The organism is Rhodococcus sp. MH15, from assembly GCF_019266045.1.
Lineage (GTDB): Bacteria > Actinomycetota > Actinomycetes > Mycobacteriales > Mycobacteriaceae > Rhodococcus_F > Rhodococcus_F qingshengii.
Genome location: NZ_LPNP01000071.1, coordinates 1 through 19,203, shown reverse-complemented (window position 1 = coordinate 19,203; position 19,203 = coordinate 1). Strand labels below are relative to the sequence as shown.

General features: G+C 62.3%; 16 protein-coding genes. 12 read left to right on the top strand and 4 right to left on the bottom strand.

Annotated features, from left to right (window positions below; all coding sequences use genetic code 11):
- Window positions 1–28 precede the first annotated feature (28 nt).
- From ATN37_RS19200 to ATN37_RS19180, 5 genes are all read left to right on the top strand, one after another.
- The gene (locus ATN37_RS19200; RefSeq protein ID WP_070162182.1) at window positions 29–1,189 is read left to right on the top strand and encodes a pyridoxal phosphate-dependent aminotransferase; all 1,161 of its coding nucleotides are present in this window, start codon (window positions 29–31) and stop codon (window positions 1,187–1,189) included.
- Window positions 1,190–1,253: 64 nt separating this feature from the next.
- Window positions 1,254–1,859, top strand: coding sequence for a TetR/AcrR family transcriptional regulator (locus ATN37_RS19195; protein WP_003945736.1), 606 nt, complete (start codon window positions 1,254–1,256; stop codon window positions 1,857–1,859).
- Window positions 1,860–1,914: 55 nt separating this feature from the next.
- The gene (gene purB, locus ATN37_RS19190; protein ID WP_003945775.1) at window positions 1,915–3,336 is read left to right on the top strand and encodes an adenylosuccinate lyase; all 1,422 of its coding nucleotides are present in this window, start codon (window positions 1,915–1,917) and stop codon (window positions 3,334–3,336) included.
- Window positions 3,337–3,402: 66 nt separating this feature from the next.
- Window positions 3,403–3,816 carry an HIT family protein gene (locus tag ATN37_RS19185; RefSeq protein ID WP_042920316.1) on the top strand — a complete coding sequence of 138 codons (414 nt, stop codon included), beginning with the start codon at window positions 3,403–3,405 and terminating at the stop codon, window positions 3,814–3,816.
- Window positions 3,817–3,871: 55 nt separating this feature from the next.
- A complete protein-coding gene (locus ATN37_RS19180) occupies window positions 3,872–5,260 on the top strand; it encodes a DUF1254 domain-containing protein (RefSeq protein ID WP_218695508.1) in 1,389 nt (462 codons plus the stop codon).
- A 13-nt stretch (window positions 5,261–5,273) separates the two neighbouring features.
- On the opposite strand, the gene fes is transcribed toward ATN37_RS19180, so the two are convergent.
- Window positions 5,274–6,509: an enterochelin esterase gene (fes, locus tag ATN37_RS19175; RefSeq protein ID WP_218695507.1), complete on the bottom strand. Its 1,236-nt coding sequence runs from the start codon at window positions 6,507–6,509 to the stop codon at window positions 5,274–5,276.
- A 66-nt stretch (window positions 6,510–6,575) separates the two neighbouring features.
- On the opposite strand from fes, the gene fepB reads away from it, so the two are divergent.
- From fepB to ATN37_RS19160, 3 genes are all read left to right on the top strand, one after another.
- Window positions 6,576–7,571: a Fe2+-enterobactin ABC transporter substrate-binding protein gene (gene fepB / locus ATN37_RS19170; RefSeq protein WP_039973419.1), complete on the top strand. Its 996-nt coding sequence runs from the start codon at window positions 6,576–6,578 to the stop codon at window positions 7,569–7,571.
- Between the two features lie 147 nt (window positions 7,572–7,718).
- The gene (locus ATN37_RS19165; RefSeq protein WP_007734428.1) at window positions 7,719–8,996 is read left to right on the top strand and encodes a sensor histidine kinase; all 1,278 of its coding nucleotides are present in this window, start codon (window positions 7,719–7,721) and stop codon (window positions 8,994–8,996) included.
- Window positions 8,993–9,655 (top strand): response regulator transcription factor, encoded by a 663-nt coding sequence (locus ATN37_RS19160; RefSeq protein ID WP_003945911.1) that lies wholly within the window; start codon window positions 8,993–8,995, stop codon window positions 9,653–9,655. Before ATN37_RS19165 ends, ATN37_RS19160 begins: the two co-directional genes overlap by 4 nt.
- Window positions 9,656–9,751: 96 nt before the next feature.
- Here ATN37_RS19160 and ATN37_RS19155 read toward each other — a convergent pair whose 3' ends face one another.
- On the bottom strand, window positions 9,752–10,684 hold the full coding sequence (locus ATN37_RS19155) for a tyrosine-protein phosphatase (protein WP_042452657.1): 933 nt from the start codon (window positions 10,682–10,684) through the stop codon (window positions 9,752–9,754).
- A 250-nt stretch (window positions 10,685–10,934) separates the two neighbouring features.
- Between ATN37_RS19155 and ATN37_RS19150 the strand changes: the two genes are divergently transcribed.
- The 3 genes from ATN37_RS19150 to ATN37_RS19140 all read left to right on the top strand — a co-directional run bounded on the left by ATN37_RS19150 (window position 10,935) and on the right by ATN37_RS19140 (window position 15,129).
- Window positions 10,935–11,969 (top strand): ABC transporter substrate-binding protein, encoded by a 1,035-nt coding sequence (locus ATN37_RS19150; RefSeq protein WP_218695506.1) that lies wholly within the window; start codon window positions 10,935–10,937, stop codon window positions 11,967–11,969.
- Between the two features lie 155 nt (window positions 11,970–12,124).
- A complete protein-coding gene (locus ATN37_RS19145) occupies window positions 12,125–13,018 on the top strand; it encodes a phosphoribosylaminoimidazolesuccinocarboxamide synthase (protein ID WP_003945463.1) in 894 nt (297 codons plus the stop codon).
- Window positions 13,015–15,129: a S9 family peptidase gene (locus ATN37_RS19140; RefSeq protein WP_058039169.1), complete on the top strand. Its 2,115-nt coding sequence runs from the start codon at window positions 13,015–13,017 to the stop codon at window positions 15,127–15,129. The genes ATN37_RS19145 and ATN37_RS19140 overlap by 4 nt, the downstream gene beginning before the upstream one ends.
- A 44-nt stretch (window positions 15,130–15,173) precedes the next feature.
- Here the strand turns inward: ATN37_RS19140 and ATN37_RS19135 are convergent, their stop codons facing one another.
- Window positions 15,174–15,863 carry a response regulator gene (locus ATN37_RS19135; protein ID WP_003945570.1) on the bottom strand — a complete coding sequence of 230 codons (690 nt, stop codon included), beginning with the start codon at window positions 15,861–15,863 and terminating at the stop codon, window positions 15,174–15,176.
- On the bottom strand, window positions 15,860–17,446 hold the full coding sequence (locus ATN37_RS19130; RefSeq protein WP_218695505.1) for a sensor histidine kinase: 1,587 nt from the start codon (window positions 17,444–17,446) through the stop codon (window positions 15,860–15,862). Before ATN37_RS19130 ends, ATN37_RS19135 begins: the two co-directional genes overlap by 4 nt.
- 119 nt (window positions 17,447–17,565) lie before the next feature.
- Here ATN37_RS19130 and ATN37_RS19125 point away from each other — a divergent pair, with 119 nt between their 5' ends.
- Window positions 17,566–18,978, top strand: a complete 1,413-nt coding sequence (locus tag ATN37_RS19125) for a C4-dicarboxylate transporter DctA (protein WP_007734438.1) — start codon at window positions 17,566–17,568, stop codon at window positions 18,976–18,978.
- Window positions 18,979–19,203 lie beyond the last annotated feature (225 nt).

The window sequence follows — 19,203 nt, the reverse complement described above, 5'->3', positions numbered from 1 at the left end:
CGCACCACGGTTCGACTACCGTCGGAGTGTGCGCTCAGAATCTCGTCGATCAGATATCCAGACGTTCCATGTCATGGATGTATGGAAGGCCGCGACCGAACGTCAGCGGACACATGGTGACGTCCTGACCTTGGCGGCAGGTCAACCGTCGACGCCCGCGCCGGCGCCGGTGCTACGTGCGACGCGAGAGATTCTGGGCACCGAACTACTCGGGTATACCGAGACTTTCGGGATCCTGCAGCTACGCGAGGCTATTGCGCGCTACCACAGCGAGCGATCGGGAATCGCCGTCGACGCCGAAGACGTGGTGGTGACGACCGGTTCGTCCGGGGCGTTCACCTTGCTCTTCCTGGCCGCGTTCGACGAGGGCGACACCGTGGTGGTTGCTCGACCCGGATATCCCGCGTACCGCAATACCCTTGCCGCTCTCGGCTGCAACGTCGTCGAACTCGACTGCGGGCCGGCAACTCGATACCAGCCGACAGTGGAAATGCTCGAGGCTTTGCCGTCGCCGCCTGCCGGTCTGATCGTCGCGAGCCCGGCAAATCCCACGGGCACGGTGATCTCGCCCGAGGAGCTCGCTGCATTGGCGACGTGGTGCGAGCAGCACGGAACTCTTCTGATCTCGGACGAGATCTACCACGGCATCGGATACGGCGATCAGCACACGTCGAGCGCCTGGGAGACCTCACGCGAATCCGTCGTGATCGGCTCGGTGTCCAAGTACTTCTCGATGACGGGTTGGCGACTCGGGTGGATGTTGGTGCCGACCTATCTTCGGCGCCCGCTGCAGAGACTCGCGTCGAACATGACCGTGTGTCCGCCCGCGATCTCTCAGTACGCCGCCGTCGAGGCGTTCTCGGACGAGGCGAAGGTCGAGTTGGACGGGCACGTTCAGCGGTACGCCGTCAATCGTGAACTGTTGTTGACCGGGTTGCCGAAACTGGGCATCACCGAGTTGGCTCCCGCCGACGGTGCGTTCTACGTCTACGCGGACATCGGCCATCTGTGTGGCGACGAGGGCGCCACCGCGTGGTGTGCCCGGTTGCTGACAGATACCGGGGTCGCGCTGGCACCTGGAATCGATTTCGACACCGTCCACGGAAACCGGATGGTCAGACTCTCGTTCGCGGGTGCGACAGCCGACATCCAGGAGGCACTGACCCGCCTCGAGAAGTGGCTCGGGTAACAAACAGCAGGGTCTTCGAGCTGTTTCGCCATGCGGAGGTGCCCTCTGCTGGCACGATGTCGTGGTGTCTTCTGCAGCTACGCCCAAGGGCGAACGACGTCGCCAAGCTCTGGTGGCGTCCGCTGCTGAACTTTTGCTGGAGGGCGGGTTCGACGCCGTTCGTCACCGAGCGGTGGCAACCAGAGCTGACCTTCCACTGGCTTCGACGACCTATTACTTCGACTCACTCGACGATCTGATCGCGTGTGCCGTCGAGCTCAACGGCAACGCCGACATGGAAGCGATGCGCGCCAGAGTGGCTGCGGTGACCCAACGTCGGCGGGGCGCGGAATCAACCGTCGAACTGTTGGTCGAGCTGCTGCTCGGAGACGAAGAGAAGCGGCCGGAGAGCCGCGAGCGTTTGATCTCGCGCTACGAACGATTTGTGGCATGTGCCCGTCATCCCGCACTTCGTGACGTGCAGTTGCGCCTACGAGCCCAGCTCGACGACCTGTTGACCGATGCGCTTCGACGCTCGGGCCGGTCGGCTCCCGAGGGGCAATTGCGCCGTCTTGTCGCGATGGTCGACGGTGCGATGATCACGGCTCTGGGGGAGTACGACCCGGACCCACGGGGGTTGGCCAGGGGAATGCTCTTGGAATCGATCGACGTGATGGCGCCGCCGGTCTAGCTCGGTCTCTATCGGGGGTAACGGCACTGCTCGGCCACCGTTAGACTGAGGCCTCGTGAGCCGCATCCCGAATGTCCTTGCCAACCGCTACGCCAGCCCGGAGCTCGTTGCTCTGTGGTCTCCCGAGTACAAGATCGTGCTCGAGCGTCAATTGTGGGTGGCGGTGTTGCGTGCGCAGGCAGAGCTGGGCATCGACATTCCGGCCGACGCCATCGACGACTACGAGCGTGTCATCGACAACGTCGACCTCGAGTCCATCGCGGACCGCGAGCGGGTCACCCGCCACGACGTGAAGGCACGCATCGAGGAATTCAACGCACTCGCCGGACACGAGCAGGTTCACAAGGGCATGACCAGCCGCGACCTCACCGAGAACGTCGAGCAGCTGCAGATCGTGCGTTCTCTCGAACACGTCTACAACCACGGCATCGCCGTCGCCGCCCGTCTGGGTGAGCGCGCTGCCGAGTACTCGTCCATCGTTATGGCCGGCCGCTCGCACAACGTCGCAGCTCAGGCCACCACCTTGGGCAAGCGTTTCGCTTCGGCCGCCGACGAGCTGCTGGTTGCACTGACGCGTCTGCGCCAGCTGATCGACCGGTACCCGCTTCGTGGGATCAAGGGCCCGATGGGGACCGCTCAGGACATGCTCGACCTCCTCGACGGCGATGCGGCCAAACTCGAGCAGCTCGAAGCGAAGGTTGCGGAGCACCTCGGATTCGCTCACGTGTTGACCAGCGTCGGCCAGGTGTACCCGCGTTCCCTCGACCACGACGTCATCTCCGCGCTCGTTCAGGTCGGCGCGGGCCCGTCGTCGTTTGCACACACGATCCGCCTGATGGCCGGCCACGAGTTGGTCACCGAAGGCTTCCAGCCCGGCCAGGTCGGCAGCTCGGCGATGCCGCACAAGATGAACACCCGCTCGTGCGAGCGAGTCAACGGACTTCAGGTGATCCTGCGCGGATACGGCTCCATGGCAGCTGAGCTTGCGGGTGCACAGTGGAACGAGGGCGACGTCTTCTGCTCCGTCGTGCGCCGCGTCGCGCTCCCGGACGCGTTCTTCGCGATCGACGGCATGTTCGAGACCTTCCTGACCGTGCTGATCGAGATGGGCGCGTACCCGGCCGTCATCGAGAAGGAACTGACCAGGTATCTGCCGTTCCTCGCCACGACGCGCGTGCTCATGGCCGCCGTCCGCGCCGGCGTCGGACGCGAGACCGCACACGAGGCGATCAAGGAGAATGCCGTCGCAGTTGCGCTGGCGATGCGTGAAGAGGGCAAGGAGCCCGACCTGCTCGATCGCCTTGCCGCCGACGACCGTTTGCCGCTCGACCGCGTTGCACTCGACGAGGCCCTGGCCGACAAGGCTGCTTTTGTCGGTGCCGCTTCGGCTCAGGTCGATGCCGTTGTCGCCGAGGTGCAGAAACTTGTCGACGCCAACCCCGAAGCTGCGGCGTACGCGCCGTCGCCGATTCTGTAAGGGCTACGCCCCGTGCGCCTTTTCGGTGGTCACCACTACCGAAAAGGCGCACAGGGGCCGGAGACCATGGACTGCATCTTCTGTTCCATCATCGCCGGTGAGGCCGAGGCCAGTGTCGTCTACGACGATGCGAACGTTCTTGCCTTCATGGATATTCGGCCGTTCACATCCGGCCATCTCCTGGTCGTGCCGAAGCGCCATGCCAGTGGATTGTCCACGCTCGATCCCGACGACGGTGCCAGGATCTTCGCCGTCGCGCAGAAGATCGCCGCGGCGATGCGTACCGGATCTCTTCCCGTCGACGGAGTGAATCTGCACCTCTCCGACGGAGCTGTTGCGGGGCAGGAAGTCTTCCATGTTCATCTGCATGTCATTCCGCGAAATCGCGGCGACGGCTTCGGCCTGCGCGCCCTACCTCGCACGCCCAATCGGACAATCCTCGACAGCACGGCTGCCGTCATTCGAGGCGCACTGAACTAGAGGTTCACCCGGTGTGGGTGATTCGCGCCGAGGTTTCTCCCAGCACCATCTGGGTATGGCCGACATCGAACTGACGTATTCCTCCGGACTTGTCCCGAGGGACGGAGAGCTTCCCGCTCGCGAAACCATCGCAACGGTCTTCGACGAGCTCGACTTCCAAACAGCAGTGCAGGCGTACTTGTGGGCCATACCCATCGTGTCCTGGGCTCAGTGGATGGACGTGCATACCAACATCTTCGGAGCAACTGCCTCCGATATCGTCGTCTACCGCTCATATCGTGACCGACTAGGCCTGATCACCGCCAACGCGACGACTCCGTACATCTTGAACTTTTTCGATCTCGGTGCAACGGGGCCGTTGGTGATCGAATTGCCGCCAGGGCCGACCGCCGGGGGCATCGCAGATTTCTGGCAACGAGAATTCGCGGTGCTCGGTGAGATGGGCCCCGATGCAGGCAAGGGTGGCAAGACCCTTGTAGTCGGCCCAGGTCAGAGTGTCGAGGACACAGGTGATTACACCGTTGTCCACTCCCCGATGATGCACATCATGTTCGGCTTCCGCACGCTCGATCCCGACCCGGCGCGCTCGGACGCGTTGGTCGACGCCGTCCGGGTGTACCCGTACTCCGATCGTGAGAATCCGAGTCCGACGCATCTGGTCTCACCGGACGGCAAGCCCTGGAGCGGAATTCAGCCGCGAGACCTTCGATACTGGGAACTCCTGCACGACATCGTGCAGGACGAACCTGTCGAAGAGCGCGACCGCTTCCCGATGGCGTGGCTTCGGCAGCTGGGGATTGAGAAGGGCAAGCCCTTCGCCCCGGATGATCGAGTGAGAAAGATCTTGCAACGGGCCGTCGAAGTGGGGGAGGTGTTCGCCCAGGCGAATGCGTTCGTCAAACGCTTCCCCGGTTCGCGCTACTGGCCGGATCGCCAGTGGGACTTGGCGATTGTCCTGGACAACTCAGCTCAGCGAGGGGACAACTACGACGAGTTCTACGAACGCGCGTCGTGGTTCTACGAGGCGGTCAGCTTCTCCGAGGCGATGAAGAGTACGACGCCCGGACTCGGGCAGGCGTATCTGGGTAGCTACGCCGACGCCGAGGGGCACTGGTTGGACGGAGGAAAGAGTTACACACTCCACGTACCCGCCGATGTCCCGGCAAAGTTGTTCTGGTCCGCGACGGTCTACTCGGTCGACACACGCTGCCTTGTCGACAACCAGCAGGGCCGAGGCGACCGTGGCTCGCGAGATCCCGATCTTGTTGTCAACGAGGACGGTTCGGTGGATCTCTACTACGGACCTACAGCTCCGGTAGGGAAGGAACCCAATTGGGTTCAGACCATTGCGGGTCAGCACTGGTTCTCGTACTTCCGCTTCTACGGACCGCTCGAACCATATTTCGATCGGACTTGGAAGCTTGGTGACATCGAGCCGGCCTAGAGCGTGGTCTGTCTCACGGACTGCCGATCAGTTCGACAACGGAGTCCAGAAGGACACTGCGCCAGCACAACCAGTCGTGGCCGCCGTCGAAGATCCGACACGACACTTGCGCTCCTGCGGCCTCCAGCGCCTGTGCGACCGCTGCGCTGTGCCCGACCATGTCGGACTCGTGCTTACCTACTTCGAGGACAACGCGTAATCCGTCCGGTACGCCGTCGCGCTCGATGCGTGCGGCTATGTCTCCACCCGGCGGGCCGTCTTCCCCGCGCTTCAAGCCGGTTGGCCACCAGAACGAACCGGACCCGCTGGCGACCAGCGCGAAGTGTTCGGGGAATTCGAGTGCTGCGAACATCGAAGCCAGGCCGCCGAAGCTCTGCCCCGAGACCACCGTTCGCGTTCGATCAGACGAGAAAGGTGTGACGGCGCGCACCTGCGGAAGCAGTTCGTCGACGACTGCACTCCAGTAGTCGCGGTTGCACGGCAATTCCTGCGAACGGCGTTGATTGTCAACGGAATCGATGGCCAGCAGAACGCAGGATTTCAGTTTGCCGGTCTGGACCGCACGATCGAAGGCGGCGCCTGCCGGCATGACCTCGGCCCAGTGACGCCCGTCGAGAAGTATCACGAGCGGCCGTTCTTCGAGCGGTGTCAATCCGTCGTCCACGGTCTCGTAGATCCACACCGGCCGCTCGACGTCCAAAGTCGAACTAGCCCAGGTGAGCTGTACCGACTTCCTGAAAACTGGAGCATCCCAACCGAACTGGACCGGCGCCAAGGGCATCTCGGCGACGGAACGCCTTGTGTTCACACCTGCGGAAAGCGGATTGAGTGGGTCGGCAATTCGGTGCTCGAGCAACCCCAACCAGCGTGTGCGGCGGGTCGAGTCTTCCTTGCCTGCTCCCGGATAGTCGAACTCGTCGACTACGGACTTCGGTACCGGGATGATGCTGTAACTGCTACGCCAGGTGTTCGAGACTTCGGCGGTGTAGAACCACACCGGACTGTCTCCGAGTCGCTGCATCACGCTGAGTTGTTCTGCGTGATGGTCGGTCAGCGAATTTGCATCCAGGTAAACGCGCTCGACCTCGGTCTCCTCGGGCTGACGCCAGAGGAACGTAACTCGAACAGTCTGTGTATCAACGCTTTCGATGATCGGCGTTCCTTGTTGCACTATCCGATTCCAGGACGTCTCGATGTCGGGCGAGGCCGCGAGGGTAGCGGACAATTCGGTCACCGCCTGAGTTAGCATGAGCACAGCCTAACCTAATTTGATGGGCTTTTGAATTCGAGGAGTGGTCCGCCAGTGGGCGTCACAATGAAAAAATCACGCACCCTGAAGGTGCTCTCCGCAGTCTTGGTAGCAGGGTTCGCCCTCGCCGGTTGTAGTTCTGCGGATGCCGATTCCGATGCTGACTCAGCTGCATCGCAGGGTAATTGGCCGCGTACCGTGGAAACGCCGAAGGGGCCGGTGGAGATCACGTCGAAGCCGGAGAGGATCGTCTCGACCAGTGTGACGCTGACGGGCACGCTGTTGTCGATCGACGCTCCGGTGGTGGCTACCGCATCGACGGGACCGAACACCGACGTCTCGGATGCGCAGGGGTTGTTCACACAGTGGGGCGACATAGCAGAAGAACGCGGACTTGCAGTGTTGCCGATGGGCGGTGCGAACGCGGAATCCGTTCTGGCGCAGAACCCGGACCTGATCGTCGTCTCGGCAACTGGAGGTGACTCCGTCGTCGATCTGTACGAACAGTTCACGGCCATCGCGCCGACAATCGTGGTGGACTACGGCGGAAGTAGTTGGCAGGAAGTCGCCGCTGTGCTGGGTAAGGCGACAGGTCTCGAAGACAACGCGGCGGCCACGGTCGCGAAGTTCGACAGCGCAGTAGAGGCCGCGAAGGCCAAGATCACACTTCCCCCGCAGCCGACCACTGCGCTGGTCTACTACGAGGACGGCAGCGGCGCCAATATCTGGACGCACGAGTCGGGGCAGGCGAAGTTGCTCACGGCGATGGGTTTCACGGTCGCCGACATTCCCGAGTCCGCGAAGAGCAGTGAATCCATGGGTAAGCGCAAGGACATCATTCAGGTCTCGGCGGAGAACCTCTACGACGGTATCGCGGGCAACACCCTGATCTTGGTCAGTGCCGACGACGGTGCGGTGAAGGCGGTCGAGGCACTTCCACTGTTGGCCCAGCATCCGGCAATTCGTGATCACCACGTCTATGCCGTGGGTCTGGACACCTTCCGTCTCGACTACTACAGCGCAACCAACATGGTGAACCGGTTGGTCGAGCAGTTCAGCTGAGCCATAAGTACTAGGCCTTTCACCTTCAACTAGTGCTTTGGTAGGAGCCGGGAATCGAACATTCCCTTCACGTTCGCCGAATGTGGGACCAAGTGGTGCGCGCATGCCACCATGAACGTCAATCATCGGATGCGGAATGGGGAGTGGATGTTCGACTCGGCTGGTCAGAATGCCCCGGGGCAAGCCCTGGCATCGCGAGGGTGGGGACGTTTCAACCTGAACAACCCGGCCACGGCGGCCGTGATCGTCGGCCTGCTGAGTGTGCCGTGGGTGTTCGGTCTCGCCAGTCTCAAGACTGAACCCGAGACGAGCAATCGAGTGCTGAGCGATCCGGGAACCGTCGTCGGCATCATGGGTTTCCTGACGGTGTTGACCGTTGTGGCGTGTGCGCGCCGGCGGTACCCGATCGCGTACTACCTCCTGACGTTGGCAGGATCCGGCGGATTGATGCTCTTCCTCGGCAGTCGATCGCTGGGGGCCACGCCGCTTTTCTGGTTCGCGATCATGGCAGTGTCCATCCGAGTGACAGGCATGCGCCTGGTCGGACTGCTGGTCCTCGGAATGGCGATGGACGTGATCTTGGCGATGTATCTCACCGAACGGGACGGGCTGACGGTCGCCGAGGTTCAGGTGGGGGAGTTGCCTCACTTGTTCCTCGAACCGGCGGCAAACACCGTCACGAGTTTCCTGGTCGTCGCAGCCATGGGAAAGATTGTCGCGCGCCTGCGAAAACAAGCAGTGGAGAACAGTCAGGCAGTAGCGGATCTGCACCGGGACCGCGAACGCAAGATCGCGAATGCCGTTGTCGCCGAACGGCAGGACATGGCACGTGAACTGCACGACGTCGCTGCCCACCACATGACCGGCATGATCATCCAGGCTCGTGCCGCCGACAAGTTCTTCTCGAGCAATCCCGAACAAGCGCAAGCCCTTCTGGGTGGCGTCATCGAGCAGGGACAGCGGGCCCTCAACAGCTTGCGGCAGATCGTGGGGATACTTCGCCTGGGTGAGGAAGACCCCGATTTCCCGACGCCCATGGTCTCCGACATCGACGAGTTGGTGGACGACTGCAAGCGCACCATCTCGTCGATCTCGTTGGAGAAGGTCGGCCGCTTCGACGACCTGGACAGCGGAGTCCAGTTGACGTGTTACCGCATCGTGCAGGAGGCGTTGTCGAACGTCCTTCGCCATGCGCCGGGTAGCGAGTCCAAGGTGTGTCTGAGTCGAGAAGCCGGTGCGGTGAGGGTACGGGTGGTCAATACTCTCGGGAATGCTCGCCCGGCCTCCGACGGGCAAAACCTCGGAATTGTGGGAATGCGCGAACGCGCGACGCTCATGGGTGGTCAACTGGACGCCGGACCGAATTCGGAAGGTGAGTGGGCTGTGCAGGCACTGGTGCCGGTGAACGGGAGGATCAACGCATGATCGATGTCCTTATTGCAGACGACCAGCAGGTGGTACGGCAGGGGTTCGAGCTGTTTCTCTCCGGTCACCCCGAGATTCGCGTCGTCGGGCATGCCAAGACGGGAGTCGAGGCGTACGAGCAGGTGCGTGCACTGCGTCCGGACGTCGTGCTGATGGATATCCGAATGCCGCACGGCGACGGGTTGACTGCGACCCGGGAGGTCCTTGCCGAGTTTCCCGGGACCCGCGTCATCGTGATCACCACGTTCGATCTCGACGAGTACGTTTTCGAGGCGCTCGACAGCGGTGCCGCAGGGTTCTTGCTCAAAGACGCCGATCCCGAAGAGCTCTCGTCGGCAGTGTTGACCGTGGCCGAAGGTGGTTCGGTGCTCTCGCCGAGATTGACGTCGAGACTGATCGTGGAGTTCGCGAGGCGCAAGCCGGCACCGATGTCCACGGCGCGCTCCGGATCGGATCACGGTCTCAGTGCGCGTGAGATGGATGTGGTGCAGTTGCTGTCACAAGGCTTGGGAAACAACGACATCGCAGATTCCCTCAGCCTCGAACAGAGCACGGTGAAGTCGCACATCAGCAACATCTGCAAGAAGCTGCAGGTGCGTACCCGTGTGCAGATCGTCATCTGGGCGTACCGAAACAACGTGATCGCCGTATCGCGCTGACGCACGGGACGCTGCGGCGCATCCGCCGCGGCACGGGCAGAGAAGTACACGTGCCCCGGGTCCGATCCCTCGTCGAACCCGGGGCATCCGTGCCACTCAGCCCAGCAGTTTGGCTTTGAGCGTCATGACAGTCGCCGGGCTCAGACCCAGGCCCTCGGTCAGGTACCGATCGACCGACCCGTAGGTCTGGTCCAACTGGGCGAGACCGGCATCGAGATAGCTTGCCTCGACACCCAACAGGGGCTCCATGTTGACGGCCATCTGTTCGCCCAGGCTCGCCGCGATGCCCGCGCGCGTGGCCTTCATGCCTTCGGCTGTGTACTCGTTGGTCAGCAAGTAGTCGTTCATGATCACCGAGCGGTCGACACCGGCGATACTCAGCAGCAGAAACGACGTCCAGCCGGTGCGGTCTTTGCCTGCGGTGCAGTGGAAGACCTGTGCACCTTCGGTTTCCGCGAGACCCGTGAGCAACTGCGCGAACCCGGCTCGCTCCGTCGCTCCGGTGACGAAGGCGCGGTTCATGTCCTGCATCATCGATCGTGAGTCCTCGGGGGACTTGATCTTCGCGATCATCTCGGCGATGTTCCCGGACAGGATCGGAATGTTCTCGTACGCAACCCCGTCGGGCAAGACATCGGGCTTACTGGCGATCTCGGGTTCCGTGCGCAGATCGTAAACCTTTGTCAGTCCCAGCTTTTCGAGATTGTTCATGTCATCGCCCTTGGGCGTGATCGCGTTCGCGCGGTAGAAGACTCCCTTGTTCACGGGCAGGCCGAAAGTTCCCGAGTATCCGGCGCCGGTGCCTGCGACGTCGCGGAAATTGTCGATCCCGGTCAGCCGCGGCGCATCTGGGGTCTGCTCGGAACTGCCGAAGTTGCTGGATCCGAAATCCAGCGAGCCGAACAGCGGAGCCGAGGGGCCAGGTTCGGCCTGCGCGATCGAGGCGCCGAAACCGGTGATGAGAAAGCTACTGGTCAACGCAATGGCCGCGGCAGACCGTAGTGAGCAGGTACGGGTGGATCGGGACATGTGTGAGCCCTTCGTCGAGCGGAGAGAGTGGCGAGTCGATGAGGTATCGCGAAGGCAAGGTAGCGAGTTCGCGTGTCTGATTCGAGAGGAATCTTGCTTTGCTCCCTCTCAGTGGGAGGCGTGCTGCTGTGAGCGTGGGCGGCTCGGGAGGCGCAGTTCATTCCTCGGGAGCTGTGTTTGTGTAAAGGTCCAGTGCCCTGATATTGGTTAGCCTCACCAAATCAATTCCGGAGCAGTCCGGTGCGTTCAGATGGAGTTCAACATGCGGGTTCAAGGTCTGTCGCGGTTTCGCCGCGCAGTGGTGATCGGCGCAGCAGCTGCGCTGGCGGTCGGCGTCGCCGGCTGTAGCAACTCCGAGGAGGCGTCGTCCGAATCGTCGACGACAGCCGCGAGCTCGCAGACCCGTGTCTTCGAGGCACAGAACGGATCCATCGAGATCCCGAGCGACCCGCAACGGATCGTGGCCTGCGGATACGCAGTTCTGCCGCTGATTCAGGCGGGAGCGAACCTGGCAGCAGTATGTGAGTGGACCCGTGAACTCGGCAACATGGACGACAAGACCAAGGCCGCTTACGAAGCTCTGCCGAAGGTCGCACCCGACGGCAACGTCTCCCAGCTCAACTACGAGGGAATCGTCGCTGCCGAGCCCGATCTGATCATCATGGGCGTTCCCGCTCGAGTCGAAAGCCAGCTGGACATGGCGCAGCTCGAGGCGGCCGCTCCCGTCGTCTTCCTGGGACCGACGGTTCCTGCTGATTGGCGAGTGCTGGGCGAGCAGTTCGCCGATGCCGCGAATGTCTCCGACACCTACGGCGAGTTCAAGGACGACTACGACGCCAAAACCGCCGAACTGGCCGCGAAGTACAAGGACAAGCTCGGCTCGTTGACCTTCGGCGGCGTGTGCAACGTCTGCAAGCCGGAAGCCGGCACCTTCTCACGCGAGTACGCGTCCTCGTACACGACCAATCTCTTCGACGGACTCGGACTGCAGTTCCCCGGCACCCCCGCAGACCCCGCCGACATCCACGTCGAACAGGTATCCATCGAGAAGATCGGCGAAAATCTCGGAAATGTCGACGTGATCGTCTACGGCCTCAACGCCGACGGCTCGATGTCTCCGCAGTTGCAGGAGCTGGTCAATTCCGAGCTGTGGAAGGAATTGCCCGCAGTGAAGGCCGGCAACGTCGTCCAGGTCCAGCATTCGCTGGCCGCGACCTATCAGACGGCTCTTCTGACGCTGGATTCGATCGACGGGGGCCTGTCGAAGCTGCCCGCAAACCAGTAGTTCATCGACTGTGACGGTGGCCTCTCGCCTGCTGGCGAGGGGCCACCTGCATATCCGGATGAGCAGGGCGGACAGCTCTCCGAACGGCGAGGACGCTTACCTGTCCCGGCTACCGGGGTTCTGTACGAACTGCGAACGCCCGATAGGGTGACCGGGTGCGTCCTACACTTGATTCCTACACTCATCTGGCCGGTGGCAAGGTCCGTGACCTTTACACGATCGACGACGAGCATCTGCTGCTTGTCGCGAGTGATCGGATCTCGGCCTACGACCACGTGCTCAGCACGCCGATCCCGGACAAGGGTCGCGTGCTCACCGCGATGAGCGTGTTCTTCTTCAACGTCCTCGGTGGCACCAACCACCTGGCCGGCGAGCCCGACGACGATCGCATCCCGGAAGAGGTTCTCGGCCGCGCTCTCGTGGTGCGCTCCCTCGACATGGTTCCCGTCGAATGCGTCGTTCGTGGCTTCCTCACCGGCTCCGGCTTGGTCGACTACAACAACACCGGCGCAGTGTGCGGCGTCGCGTTGCCCGAGGGCCTCGTCGAGGCCTCGCGTCTGCCCGACCCGATCTTCACCCCGGCGTCCAAGGCGGCTCTCGGGGATCACGACGAGAACATCAGCTTCGATCAGGTAGTGGAGAAGGTCGGCCAGAAGCTGGCAGTGCAGCTTCGCGAGGACACTCTCGACGTCTATGCCCGCGCCTCCAACTTCGCAGCCGATCGCGGAATCATCCTTGCCGACACCAAGCTCGAATTCGGTCTCGACTCCGCTGGAAACCTCGTGCTCGCCGACGAGGTGCTCACCCCCGACTCGTCGCGCTACTGGCCTCTCGAAGGCTACGAAGCGGGCAAGGTGCAGCCCAGTTTCGACAAGCAGTTCGTGCGCGACTGGCTCACGAGCCCTGAATCCGGCTGGGACCGTAGCTCGGACACGACACCGCCGCCGTTGCCGCAGGAGATCGTCGACGCGACCCGGGCACGCTACATCGAGGCGTACGAGCGCATTTCCGGTCTGTCCTTCGACGATTGGGTCGGTCCCAGCGCATGAGCCTGATCCCGCCGGTCGCAAAGAAGGTCCCCGCCGAACGTACCCATCACGGACACACGTTCGTCGATGACTACGAGTGGCTGCGGGACAAGGACAACGCCGAGGTAGTCGCATACCTCGAAGCCGAAAACGCGTACACCGACGAGCAGACGGCCGCGCTCGAGCCCTTGCGCGAGAAGATCTTCCAGGAGATCAAGTCGCGGACGCAGGAAACCGACATGTCGGTGCCCACGCGCATGGGTAAGTGGTGGTACTACTCGCGCAGCGTGGAAGGCAAGTCGTACACCGTCCAGTGCCGGTGCCCCATCGCCGGTGAAGACGACTGGACTCCGCCCGACCTGACGCCCGGCGTCGAGCTGGCCGACGAGCAGATCCTCATGGACGGTAACGTCGAAGCCGAAGGGCACGAGTTCTTTTCGCTCGGCGCGTTCTCCATCAGCGAGGACGGCACGTTGCTCGCGTACTCGGTGGACATCGTCGGCGACGAGCGGTACACCTTGCGGTTCAAGAACCTCGAGACCGGTGAGATGCTCGCCGACGAGATTCCCGATACCGCGCCTGGCGCCACCTGGGCGATCGACCACAGTCACGTCTTCTACATGACGGTCGACGACTCCTGGCGTCCGGACACGGTGTGGCGTCACAAGCTGGGAACGCCGCAGAGTCAAGATGTTTCGGTGTTCCACGAGCCCGACGAACGGTACTGGGTTTCGGTGGGGTCCACCCGCAGCGAGAAGTACCTGATGATCTGGGTCGGTTCCAAGGTGACCAGCGAAGGCTGGATGCTGGAATCGGCGAACCCGGAAGGCGACTTCCGCGTCATCATCCCGCGTCGCGAGGGCGTCGAGTACGGGGCCGAGCACGCCGTGATCGGGGGAGAGGACCGCTTCCTGATCCTCCACAACGACGTCGTCGACGGCATCAAGGCAGAGAACTTCGTGTTGGTGGAAGCTCCCGTGTCGGATCCGACGAACATGACGACGCTGATCGAGCACAGCGCAGACGTTCGTCTGGAAGAAGCCGAAGCCTTTGCCGGACACCTCGTCCTGAGCTACCGCCGCGAGGCGCTCACTCGGGTTGCCGTGTGGCCGTTGACGGATGACGGCTACGGCGAACGCCACGAGATCGACTTCGACGAAGAACTCTTCAGCATCGGCATGGGGTCCAACCCGGAATGGGCGCAGCCCACCATCCGGCTCGGATTCACCTCATTCATCACTCCCGGGCAGGTGTACGACTACTACGTCGCCAGTGGTGAACTGGCACTGCGTAAGTCGCAGCCCGTTCTCGGAGACTTCGATGCGAGTAACTACGAGCAGCGTCGCGACTGGGCAGTAGCCGACGACGGAACCCGCATTCCGCTCTCGATCGTGAGGCGCGTAGGTGCGCCGGAAGGTCCCGCGCCGCTGCTGTTGTACGGCTACGGTTCCTACGAGGCGAGCATCGACCCGTCGTTCTCGGTTGCCCGCTTGTCGTTGCTCGATCGCGGTGTCGTCTTCGTCGTCGCACACGTGCGCGGCGGCGGCGAGATGGGCCGTCACTGGTACGAAAACGGCAAGACGCTCACCAAGAAGAACACCTTCACCGATTTTGTCTCTTGCGCAAAGCATTTGATCGACACCGGTGTCACGTCGGCCGACCGGATGGTTGCCGACGGCGGTAGTGCAGGTGGATTGCTGATGGGCGCTGTCGCCAACCTTGCTCCGGAACTGTTTGCCGGCATTCTCGCCAACGTTCCGTTTGTCGACCCGTTGACGTCGATTCTCGATCCGTCGCTGCCGTTGACGGTCATCGAGTGGGACGAATGGGGAGATCCGCTGCACAACAAGGACGTCTACGACTACATGCGCTCGTACAGCCCGTACGAGAACGTGGAAGCCAAGGACTATCCCGCCATTCTTGCGATCACGAGCATCAACGACACCCGTGTTCTGTACGTGGAGCCGGCCAAGTGGGTCGCAAAACTGCGCGCCACCAAGACCGGTGATGCTCCGCTACTTCTCAAGACCGAGATGAGCGCCGGACACGGCGGTGTCAGCGGTCGGTACGAGAAGTGGAAAGAGGTCGCGTTCGAGTTCGCCTGGGTGTTGGACACCGTGGGCGCGAACTAGCTTCTGTGTCAATCAGGTTCGGTGACTGTCAGGTTCTGTGTCAATCAGGTTCTGCGGTAACGAACCTGAGGGCGCCCAGCGCGCCCGTACTCGGTCTCCCGGGTGAGCATGCCGTCGTCTGCCAGCTTTTCCAGGTAGCGCCAGGCTGTCACCCGGGACACGCCGACCGATGCTGCCACCTCTGCAGCGGTCACGGGTCCCTCAGAATCCCGGACAGACGCTGCGACGAGTCCGAGTGTTTGAGACGCAAAGCCTTTCGGTGCCGCTGCTCGATCGTCGGACGTTCGTAGCGCGGACATCGCGCGGTCGATGTCGTGTTGACTGACCGCAGACTCTCCAGCGGGAAGCGCTGCACGATATTCGAGGTAGCGCTCGAGCTTGTCGCGGAATGCTGCGAAAGTGAACGGCTTGAGAAGATAGAGGACGATCCCGCGAGCCACGGCGCTTCGGACCACCTCCAGATCGCGCGCCGAGGTAACCGCGATGATGTCCGGACTGGGCCGCAAACCGCCCAGGGCGGAAGCCACGTCGAGACCGCTGGCGTCGGGCAACCCGATGTCGAGCAGGACCAGGTCGATGGGCTGGTCGGTGGCGTTGGCCGCCGTAACTGCACGCACGGCGGCGTTCCCGGAATGAACCACGCCGTGGACCACGAATTCCGGCACTCGCTCGACGTAGGAACGGTGTGCCTGCGCGATCAACGGTTCGTCGTCGACTATCAGTACACGGATCATCGCGGCGCTTCCGCCTCGCGCAGCGGGATGCGGACCACCAGCATGGAGCCCATCGCCGGTTCGCTGGTGAGCGTGCCGCCGTGCCGTTTCACCACTTGAGAGACCAGTGCGAGACCGAGTCCGCGAGAGCCGGATTTTGTGGAGTAGCCTCGGCCCTTGGCCTTTTCGAGTGCTTCGGGTGTCATTCCCGGGCCGCTGTCGGCGACGGCAACAACCATCATCGAATCCTCTTCCATTACCGTCACTTCCACCCACGGAGACTCGCTCGCGCGCGATGCGTCAATAGCATTGTCCACGAGATTGCCGACCAGCGTGACCAACTCGCGTGCATTGAGCGAAGGAACCGGACCGAGCGCGGTGTCTTCGGTGATGGTCAGGTCGACCCCGCGTTCGGTCGCTTCACTCATTTTCCCGAGCAGCAGTGCGGCGAGCGCCGGTTCGTGGACCGCATTCATCAGACGATCTATCAACTGTTGGGACACTCGCAATTCATTGGTGGCGAAGGCTACTGCGTCTTCGTTCCGGCCCAACTCGACCATCGTGATGATCGTGTGCAGACGATTTGCACTCTCGTGGGCTTGCGATCGAAGCGACTCGGCAAAACTGCGTACCGAATCCAATTCCCCGAGTACGTTCTGTAATTCGGTGTGATCGCGAATTGTCAGCACGGTGCCAATTCTGTTGCCCTCCCACTCAACCGGGTGTTGGTTGACCACCAGCACACGCTTGTCGGTGAGGTGCACTTGATCCTTCGCGGGAGAGGCGTCGTCGAATCGCATGGTCTCGGGGATGGACGAAAGTGGCACGGGCCCGTCCGGTAGATCGAGGAGGCGACGCGCTTCGTCGTTGACGATATCCACTCGCGCATCTCTGCTTCGGCCTCGCCCCATCACCACCAGACCCTCACCGATGCTGTGCAGGACGGCGTCGTGGTGTTCGTACATGGTGCGCAGTTCATCCGGCGCCATCCCCAAGGTCTGTCGCCGGATACGCCGACTCACCAGAAGTGAACTCAGGAGGGCGGCAAGAAGACCGCCGCCGGCAACGAACAGGATGACCGGAACACTTTGGGCGAACTGCTTGGTGATCTGCTCGCGGGTGACACCGGCAGAAACCAGACCGACCAAGGTTCCGCCGGAATCGTAGACAGGAGTGACTGCGCGGATCGACGGCCCCAGCGACCCGGCGTACGTCTCTGTGAAGGTCACGCCGGCAAGTGCGCGGTCGATGTTCCCGGTGAAGAGTTGACCGATCAGCTCCGGGCTCGTGTGGGTGAACCGAGTGCGATCAGGCGCCATCACCACGATGAAATCGACGCCGGTTGCCTGTCGGATCTTCTCGGTCTGTGGTTGCAGAATCGCGGTCGGGTCCGGACTCGTCAGGGCTGCCGCCGTCGAATCCGACAGGGCGAGAGTCTGCGCTATCGAGCTCACCTGCCTGCGGATCGCGTCGTCGCTGTCTCGGCGTTCGTCGACAACTGCGAGCGCGGCCCCCACACCGATGACCAGCGCCAACAACGCCAATTGCAGGAGCAGGATCTGCCTGGCGACGCTCATACGTCGGCCGGTCTTTCGTTCGACCATCGAGCGCCTCCTGAACGTAATGAACACAAACTTCCGGGCCCACCTGTTTGCAACAAGAATTCTCCACGACTCGAAGTGATCCCGATCACTTCACAGATATCCGATCCAAAGGACACCCCATGAGCAGCACGGCAACAGGGACAGTAGACGGTTCCCCACAGCCCGAGGGCACCAAGGCAAAGCGCGACAAGACGCATTGGCTCTACATGAGCGTCATCGTCGCGGTCATCGGAGGCATCCTCGTCGGTTGGCTCGCACCCGAGTTCGGTAAGTCCGTCGGTGTACTCGGCACGTTGTTCGTCAGCCTGATCAAGATGATGATCAGCCCGGTCATCTTCTGCACCATCGTGCTCGGCATCGGCTCGGTTCGAGCGGCGGCCAAGGTCGGCAAGGTCGGCGGCCTCGCACTCGCCTACTTCATCGGGATGTCCACCATCGCACTCGCGATCGGCCTGGGCGTCGGCAACCTGCTCAACCCGGGCAGTGGCCTGAACATCACGCCCAATGCGGCCTCCGTGGCCAAGCTTGCAGATCAGGCCCACAGCGCGGGCGGTACCTGGGACTTCATCGCGTCCATCATTCCGACGTCGATGCTGTCCTCCCTCACAGCCGGCAGCGTGCTGCAGACTCTGTTCGTCGCCCTTCTGGTCGGCTTCGCGATCCAGTCGCTCGGCAAGTCGGGTGAACCGATCCTCAAGGCCGTCGGATACATCCAGAAGCTCGTGTTCAAGATCCTGACGATGATCCTCTGGCTCGCCCCGATCGGTGCTTTCGGTGCCATCGCCAGCGTCGTCGGCCAGACCGGTTTGAACGCCGTCGTCCAGCTCGGCACGCTGATGATCGGCTTCTACCTGACCTGCCTGATCTTCGTCTTTGGTGTTCTCGGAACGCTGCTGCGCGCGGTCACCGGATTCAACATCTTCAAGCTGGTCAAGTACTTGGCCCGTGAGTACCTGCTCATCTTCGCCACGTCGTCCTCCGAATCGGCACTGCCGCGTCTGATCGCCAAGATGGAGCACGTAGGCGTCGAGCGCACCACGGTGGGCATCGTCGTTCCCACGGGCTACTCGTTCAATCTCGACGGCACCGCGATCTACCTGACGATGGCCTCGATCTTCATCGCCGACGCCATGGGACAGCCACTCGGTTTCGGTGAACAGCTCTCGCTGCTGGTGTTCATGATCATCGCCTCCAAGGGCGCTGCCGGAGTCAGCGGCGCCGGTCTGGCCACGCTGGCAGGCGGACTGCAGAGCCATCGCCCCGAGCTTCTCGACGGCGTCGGACTCATCGTCGGAATCGACCGCTTCATGTCGGAAGCGCGAGCGATCACCAACTTCTCGGGCAATGCGGTTGCGACTCTCCTGGTCGGCGCCTGGACCAAGACGATCGACAAGGAACGCGTCGTCGAGGTACTCGACGGGAAGATTCCGTTCAACGAAGCCACGATGCTCGACGACGAGGACGAAGAAGAGCAGCACAAGCTCGAAACGGCTCCGACCGGCACCAAACAGTCGTTCGTGAGCCATCACTAGAAACGTCCGCTCTGCTGAACGTTTGACTGCGCTGCAGGCGCGGAACCCGATCTACGATCAGTGATCCTGGTCGTAACGATGAAAGAGACCGCCGCACCAACGGGACTGTAAGAACAACGGTGTAACTCTGAAAGGAGATACGCCACTATGACTGATGTGATTGATCGTGAGACAGAGACGAACTCGGCTCAGCCGGGTATCAGCGATGCGCGGCTCAAAGAGCTG